Raw genomic sequence first — 7,261 nt, 5'->3', positions numbered from 1 at the left:
GACCCGGGGACAGCCGAGGGGTGGGGAGTCCGTGCCCCCAAAGTGAGGGGACGCTCACTCTGCGGTCGGTCGTCCGCTCAGCGGCGGGCGGCGAGGACCTCCGCGTAGACCTGCACCGTCTGCCGGGCGATCGCCTCCCAGCCGAAGTTGGCGACGACCCGCTCGCGGCCCGCGGCACCCATCGCGGCGGCGCGGTCCGGGTCGGCCAGCAGCTCACCGGTGCGGGCGGCCAGGTCGGCGGCGAACCCGGCCGGGTCGGCCTCGTCGTAGGGCACCAGCAGTCCCGTGCGGCCGTCGTCGACGACCTCCGGGATGCCGCCCACCGCGCTGGCCACGACGGCGGTGCCGCAGGCCGCGGCCTCCAGGTTGACGATGCCGAGCGGCTCGTACACCGACGGGCAGACGAACACCGTCGCCCCGGTGATGAGCGGGACCAGTTGCTCGCGCGGCAGCATCTCCTCGATCCAGACGACGCCGTCGCGGCGGGTCTGGAGGTCGGCGACGGCGTCGGCGACCTGCTGCCGCTCGGCGGGGGTGTCGGCGGCGCCCGCGCACAGCACCAGACCGGCATCCGCGGGCAGCTGGTCGGCCGCGGCGAGCAGGTGCGCCAGCCCCTTCTGCCGGGTGATCCGCCCGACGAACAGCGCGTACGGCCGGTCGGGGTCCACGCCGAGCCCCCGGACGACGTCGGGGGCGAGCACCGGCCGGTAGGCCTCCGCGTCGACGCCGTTGCGCACCACGTGCACCCGCGCGGGGTCCAGCTCGGGGTAGACGGCCAGCACGTCCTCCCGCATGCCCGAGCTCACCGCCACCACCGCGTCCGCGGCCAGGTAGGCAGTGCGCTCGGCCCAGGAGGAGAGCCGGTAGCCGCCTCCGAGCTGGTCGGCCTTCCACGGCCGCCGCGGCTCCAGCGAGTGCGCGGTGACGACGTGGGGGACGCCGTGCACCAGCGAGGCCAGCAGGCCGGCGGTGTTCGCGTACCAGGTGTGGCTGTGCACCAGGTCGACGCCGGCCAGCGCGGCGGCGATGCCGACGTCGACACCCACCGCCTGCAGCGCGCCGTTGGCGCCCGAGAGCCCCTCGGGGACGGCGTGCGCGGTCGCGTCCGGGCGCGGTCCGCCGAAGCAGTGGACGTCGACGTCGACGGCGTCCCCGCCCGGCAGCCTGCGCAGGGCGGCCACCAGGTGCTCGACGTGCACCCCCGCGCCGCCGTAGACGTCCGGCGGCCATTCTCGCGTGACGATCCCGATGCGCACGGCGACACCCTAGAAGGACCTCGTCCTCCCCACCCTTCGCAGGCTCAGGGCGGGCCCCGGGACGAGGCCGTTCCATCCGGTCACCGGGCTCAGGGCGGGCCCCGGGACGAGGCCGTTCCATCCGCTCACCAGGACCCCGCAGCGGGGCCGTTCCAGCACGTCACCGGCTCGCGGGGGGCCGTGTCGGTGGGTCACCCGTTCGGACCGGGGCGCGGGGCACGTGCGGCGGTAGGACGGCCCAACGGCTACGTTGCGGACATGCGCGGCGGTCCACGGGTTCTCGGCATCGTCCTGGCGGGCGGTGAGGGGAAGCGGCTGGCTCCGCTGACCCAGGACCGCGCGAAGCCGGCCGTCCCCTTCGGGGGCAACTACCGGCTCATCGACTTCGTGCTCTCCAACCTGGTCAACGGCGAGATCCGGCAGATCGCCGTCCTCACCCAGTACAAGAGCCACAGCCTCGACCGGCACATCACCCAGACCTGGCGGATGTCCCAGCTGCTCGGCAACTACGTCACCCCGGTGCCGGCGCAGCAGCGGCTGGGCCCGCGCTGGTACACCGGCAGCGCCGACGCGATCTTCCAGAGCCTCAACCTCATCTACGACGAGCGGCCCGAGATCGTGGTGGTCTTCGGCGCCGACCACGTGTACCGGATGGACCCGGCGCAGATGGTCGACCAGCACCTGCAGACCGGGGCGGGCGTGACCATCGCCGGCCTCCGGGTGCCGCGGCGGGAGGCGACGGAGTTCGGCGTCATCGACTCCGACGCCGAGGGGAAGGTGCGGGGCTTCCTGGAGAAGCCTGCCGACCCGCCGGGGCTGCCCGACTCGCCCGAGGAGAGCTTCGCCTCCATGGGCAACTACGTGTTCACCACCGATGCCCTGCTGGAGGCCCTGCGCGCCGACGCCGAGGACCCCGACTCGGTGCACGACATGGGCGGCTCGATCATGCCGATGCTCTCCGAGGCCGGGGAGGCGTGGGTCTACGACTTCTCCACCAACGTGGTGCCCGGGGCCACCGAGCGCGACCAGGGCTACTGGCGCGACGTCGGGACGATCGACTCGTACTACGACGCGCACATGGACCTGGTGTCGGTGTCGCCGGTGTTCAACCTCTACAACGACCGGTGGCCGATCTACACCCTGGCGCCGCAGCGCCCGCCGGCGAAGTTCGTGCTCGGCGGCCGCGCCGAGGAGTCGATGGTGAGCGCCGGCGCCATCATCGGCGGCGGCTCGGTGCACAACTCGGTGGTCTCCCCGGGGGTGCGCGTGGAGCGCGGCGCCCGGGTCGAGGACAGCGTGGTCATGGACGGCGCCTACATCGGCGAGGGGGCGCACGTCCGCCGCACCATCCTCGACAAGAACGTGGTCGTGCCCGCCGGGGCGCGGATCGGCGTCGACCACGACCTGGACCGCGAGCACTACCACGTCAGCGCCGGGGGCATCACGGTCCTGGGCAAGGGCACCCGCGCCTACCTGTGAGCGGGGGGCCGGCGCCGCTCGTGGTCACCCTCCTGCTCGACGAGGAGGACCAGGCCGGCTTCGACCGGCTGCGGGCCGAGCACTTCCCGCCGGAGCGAAACTGGCTCCAGGCGCACGTGACGCTGTTCCACGCGCTGCCGGGGGAGCACGAGGAGCACGTGCGGCGCGACCTCCTCGCGGCCGCGGACCGGGCGGCGTTCGACGTCGCGGTGACCGGGCTGCGGATGCTCGGCCGCGGGGTGGCCTACGACCTCCGCTCCGCCGAGCTCGGCGCGGTGCACGCCGGCCTGGCCGCCCGGTGGGACCCCTGGCTGACCCGCCAGGACCGGCAACGCCTCACCCCGCACGTCACGGTGCAGAACAAGGTGGACCCCGCCGTGGCCCGCGCCCTGCACGCGCGGCTGCTCGCCGGTTTCACGCCGTGGTCGGTGCGCGCCCGGGGGCTGGGCCTGTGGCGCTACCTCGGCGGACCCTGGTCGCCGGTGGTGGCGGCGCCGTTCCGCGGCGCCGGTTAGCCGCGCCGCGTCGCGAGCAGGAGGCCGGTGCCGATCGGCAGGACGGCGGGCAGCAGCGTCTCGTCGTCGCGGATCGTGCGGGCGACCTCGCGCCACGCCACCGACTGCGGGTCCCGTGCGGTGCGGTCGGCGACGCGGCCGCCCTCGAGCAGCCCGTGGAAGGTGGCGGTGCCGCCGATCCGGACCAGGGCGAGCAGCCCGGCGAGGTGGTCGGAGTACTCGCGGGGCGGGCCGGCGCAGCAGACCATGTCGTAGGCGCCGGGGGAGAGCCGGGGCAGCACCTCGCCGGGTGTGCCGAAGATGAGCCGGGCCCGGCTGGCGGGCACCTTGGCCTCGGCCAGCGCGGTGCGGGCGGCGCGCAGCTGCTCGGGGTCGCCGTCCAGCGCGGTGAGCACCCCGTCGGGCCGCATCCCGCGCAGCAGCCACAGCGCGGCCAGCCCGCCGCCGCTGCCGATCGAGACCACCGAGCGGGCGCCACTGGTGGCGGCCAGCACGGCCAGGGTGGCGCCCACCGGTGGCTCCACCGGTGTGGCGCCCGGGAGGAAGTGGGCGCGGTGCCGCGCCGCCACCATCTCTGGCGACTCGGCGGCGAAGCGGTCGGCGTAGGCGGCGCCCGGGTCGGTGCCGCCCGTGGGCGGCGGCTGATCGGCGCTCATCACCGGCCGAGGGTAGTGGCCCCGGCGTCCGGACCCGCGTGCGCCGGCGCACCTGTGCGTCTCCTGGGAGTCGCGGTGCGCGGGAACACGGGTGTGCCCACCGCCCGTTGTTCAGGACGTGCGCCTGATGCGAGCCGTGTCCCGACCCGCCGACTCCGGGGAGGTCGCGGGCGGTCCCGTCTGCGATCCTGGTGCCGTGCCAGAGGCCACCACCCCCACGCCCGCCGCTGCCGCGGCGGAGCAGGAGGCCTGGGTCGCGCCCACCTGGGAGCAGGTCGTCCGGGACCACTCGGCCCGGGTGTACCGGCTGGCCTACCGCCTGTCGGGCAACCCCCAGGACGCCGAGGACCTGACGCAGGAGACCTTCGTCCGGGTGTTCCGCTCGCTCGCGGACTACTCGCCGGGCACCTTCGAGGGCTGGCTGCACCGCATCACCACGAACCTCTTCCTCGACATGGTGCGCCGCCGGCAGCGGATCCGGTTCGACGCGCTGCCCGACGACACCGAGCGACTGCCGGGCCGCGCGCCCAGCCCCGAGCAGGTCTACGCCGACACCCACCTCGACCCGCAGGTGCAGGCGGCGCTCGACGCGCTCTCGCCGGAGTTCCGGGTGGCCGTCGTCCTGTGCGACATCGAGGGGCTCACCTACGAGGAGATCGCCGCCACCCTGGGCATCAAGCTCGGGACCGTGCGCAGCCGCATCCACCGCGGCCGCGTCCAGCTGCGCGAGGCGCTGGCCCACCTGGCCCCGCGCCGGGCGGGTGCCACGCGGGAGGTCGGGGCATGAGCATCCCGGAGAGCCACCTGGCCCAGGAGGCGATCGCCGCGCTGGTCGACGGCGAGCTCTCCGCCGGCCCGGCGGGCCGCGCCGCCCGGCACCTCGCCGGCTGCGCCAGCTGCCGGATGGCGGTGGCCGCGCAGCGGGAGGCCAAGGAGGCCCTGCACGGCTCCTCCGACGTCGCGATGCCCGGCGACCTGATGTCCCGGCTGTGCGCCATCCCGTTCACCGCCGAGGTGCCCGGCTCGAACGGGCCCGGTGCCATGAGCGCCTCGGCCGGCGAGCTGACCGTCTCGGGGAGCTCCGGCGCTTTCTCCCTGGACCTCACCGACGGTGCGCGGCGCCGCGGGTCCGCGGGCGGGCGCTGGTTCCGCCGCGGGGTCGCCGGGACGATCGTCGGCCTCGGCGCGGGCGTGACGGCCCTTGCGCTGAACCTCCCGGCCGACAGCGGCCGCGTGCCCGCGGCCGACCCCGTCCAGCCCCAGCAGCACACCGAGGTCGCGCCACCGGTGCTGCGCACGGTCACCGTCGGCAGCACCGGCGGGCTGGGTGCCCCGGGCGGCACCCCCTGAGCAGCACCCGGCACGACCCGCCGGTGGAGCCGAATCCCGCTGACGCCGCCGCGTACGCGCGCCCCGACCGGCAGTCGAGCGCCTTCGACGACGAGACGGCGCCGCGGCTCGAGGCGCGCCCCGTGCAGGCACCCCGGCCCACGCCCGCCCAGGCGGGTGCCTTCGGGCGGCCTGAGCAGGTGGCGGGCAGCTTCGCCGGTGACCGCCCGCCGCCGGCGCCGCGCCCGGTCCCGCCACCGCCACCCGAGGCGCTGCTGCGCGCCTTCGGCCCGCCGGCCCCCGGTCGGCGCGGGCTGGAGGAGCCGCCCGGTGGGCGCCCCGGCCGGCGGCGCACCGCCACCGGGCCGTGGTGGAAGACCGACGCCCGCGTCGACCCGTGGCGCGACCCGGCGTCCCCGGCGGGCCTCGGCGCCCCCGCGGTCTACGACGACGAGGAGAGCCAGCCCGGCCCGCTCGTCGTCGACCCCCGGGGCCGCCGCAAGGTGCGCCTGCGCGACCTGTCCGTGCGCCTGACCACGCTCGTCGTCCTCGGCCTGCTGGTCGTCGGCATCCTCGGCGGCGGCGTCGGCTGGTACCTGACCCGCACCGCGGACGAGACGCCGCTGTTCACCCCGGGCACCACGCTGGCCCAGGTCGAGCCGCGCGGCACCGGTGAGCAGACCCCGGTCTCCGACATCGCCGAGGCCGTCATCCCGGCCGTCGTCTCCATCGAGGTGCGCGTCGGCCAGGCCGGTGCGACCGGCTCGGGCGTCGTCATCGACGGCGAGAACGGCTACATCGTCACCAACAACCATGTCATCTCCGGCGCCGACGGGGTCGAGGGCGCCGAGATCCGGGCGGTCTTCTCCGACGGCAGCGGATCGGCCGCGCGCATCGTCGGCCGCGACCCGGCCAGCGACCTCGCCGTCATAAAGGTGGAGAAGCCCGGTCTGGTGACGGCGTCGCTCGGCCGCTCGGGCGACGTCGTCGTGGGCGACCCCGTGGTGGCGATCGGCTCGCCGCTGGGGCTGGCCGGCACGGTCACCAGCGGGATCGTCAGCGCGCTGGACCGCCCGGTGCGGCTCTCCGGTGAGGGCACGGACACCAACGCGGTGATCAGCGCCGTGCAGACCGACGCCCCGATCAACCCGGGCAACTCGGGCGGTGCGCTGGTGGACGCGACCGGCGCCCTCGTCGGCATCAACACCGCGATCGCCTCGACCGGCGCCGGCGGCTCGATCGGCCTGGGCTTCGCGATTCCGGTGGACACGATGAAGCGGATCGCCGAGCAGCTGATCGCGACCGGCTCGGCCGTGCACGCCACGCTGGGGGTCAACGCCCGCTCGGTCACCGACGGCACCCGCGACGGCGCGCTCGTGGTCAACGTCGAGCCCGGCAGCCCCGCGGCGCGGGCGGGCATCCGCGAGGAGGACGTGATCATCGCCGTCGACGAGACGCCGGTCGGCAGCTCCGAGGAGCTCTCCGTCGCGGTCGACGCCCGCCAGCCGGGCGACGTCGTCACGGTGGAACTGGTCCGCGGGGGCGGTTCGCAGACCGTCGAGGTGACGCTCGCAGCCGCATGACCCCGAAAGGCGGCTACGCTGACCCCGGCAGCGCCGGCGGTCGGAAGGACGAGGAGCGGTGTTCGACTCGATCGGCTGGGGCGAGATCTTCGTCCTGGCTCTCGCCGCACTCTTCATCTTCGGCCCGGAGCGGCTGCCCGACCTCGCCAAGGAGGCGGCCGCGGGGCTGAAGCGGCTGCGCGGGGCGATCACCGGCGTGCGCGCCCAGGTGAACGACTCCCTCGGTGACGACTTCGACGGGCTGCGCGACCTGGACCTGCGCAAGTACCACCCGCGCACCTTCATCCGGGAGCAGCTGCTCGGCGACGACGAGCCCCCGGTCTCCCCGGCGCGGGCAGGGGGCGCGACGGCGGCCACGGTGGTCGCCGCCCAGGTGCGCGACCGCAGCGTGCCGCCGCCCTTCGACGTCGACGCGACCTAGCCCCACCGCCCCGCCAGACGCC

8 protein-coding genes are annotated in these 7,261 nt (G+C 75.6%); 6 read left to right on the top strand and 2 right to left on the bottom strand.

The window, feature by feature from the left end; genetic code table 11:
* Positions 1-77: 77 nt before the first annotated feature.
* The gene (glgA, locus tag E9529_RS20550) at positions 78-1,256 is read right to left on the bottom strand and encodes a glycogen synthase (protein ID WP_236833128.1); all 1,179 of its coding nucleotides are present in this window, start codon (positions 1,254-1,256) and stop codon (positions 78-80) included.
* Between the two features lie 258 nt (positions 1,257-1,514).
* On the opposite strand from glgA, the gene glgC reads away from it, so the two are divergent.
* Both glgC and E9529_RS20540 read left to right on the top strand, forming a co-directional pair.
* On the top strand, positions 1,515-2,735 hold the full coding sequence (gene glgC / locus E9529_RS20545) for a glucose-1-phosphate adenylyltransferase (RefSeq protein WP_236833127.1): 1,221 nt from the start codon (positions 1,515-1,517) through the stop codon (positions 2,733-2,735).
* Positions 2,732-3,250 carry a 2'-5' RNA ligase family protein gene (locus E9529_RS20540; RefSeq protein ID WP_236833126.1) on the top strand — a complete coding sequence of 173 codons (519 nt, stop codon included), beginning with the start codon at positions 2,732-2,734 and terminating at the stop codon, positions 3,248-3,250. The genes glgC and E9529_RS20540 overlap by 4 nt, the downstream gene beginning before the upstream one ends.
* On the opposite strand, the gene E9529_RS20535 is transcribed toward E9529_RS20540, so the two are convergent.
* Positions 3,247-3,906 (bottom strand): O-methyltransferase, encoded by a 660-nt coding sequence (locus E9529_RS20535; protein ID WP_236833125.1) that lies wholly within the window; start codon positions 3,904-3,906, stop codon positions 3,247-3,249. The two genes, E9529_RS20540 and E9529_RS20535, sit on opposite strands and share 4 nt — an antisense overlap.
* A 196-nt stretch (positions 3,907-4,102) precedes the next feature.
* Here E9529_RS20535 and sigE point away from each other — a divergent pair, with 196 nt between their 5' ends.
* Genes sigE through E9529_RS20515 form a run of 4 tightly spaced genes read left to right on the top strand, consistent with a single transcriptional unit; the run spans position 4,103 to position 7,239 of the window.
* Positions 4,103-4,693 carry an RNA polymerase sigma factor SigE gene (gene sigE, locus E9529_RS20530; RefSeq protein WP_236833124.1) on the top strand — a complete coding sequence of 197 codons (591 nt, stop codon included), beginning with the start codon at positions 4,103-4,105 and terminating at the stop codon, positions 4,691-4,693.
* Positions 4,690-5,256, top strand: a complete 567-nt coding sequence (locus E9529_RS22470; protein WP_304505680.1) for an anti-sigma factor — start codon at positions 4,690-4,692, stop codon at positions 5,254-5,256. Before sigE ends, E9529_RS22470 begins: the two co-directional genes overlap by 4 nt.
* Positions 5,257-5,279: 23 nt before the next feature.
* On the top strand, positions 5,280-6,818 hold the full coding sequence (locus tag E9529_RS22875; protein WP_236833123.1) for a S1C family serine protease: 1,539 nt from the start codon (positions 5,280-5,282) through the stop codon (positions 6,816-6,818).
* A gap of 58 nt (positions 6,819-6,876) precedes the next feature.
* On the top strand, positions 6,877-7,239 hold the full coding sequence (locus E9529_RS20515) for a twin-arginine translocase TatA/TatE family subunit (protein WP_236833122.1): 363 nt from the start codon (positions 6,877-6,879) through the stop codon (positions 7,237-7,239).
* The last annotated feature ends 22 nt before the right edge of the window (positions 7,240-7,261 follow it).

Source organism: Blastococcus sp. KM273128 (assembly GCF_021698975.1).
Lineage (GTDB): Bacteria > Actinomycetota > Actinomycetes > Mycobacteriales > Geodermatophilaceae > Blastococcus.
Note: the sequence above shows the minus strand (reverse complement) of the source record. Positions and strands in the feature narration are given on the sequence as shown.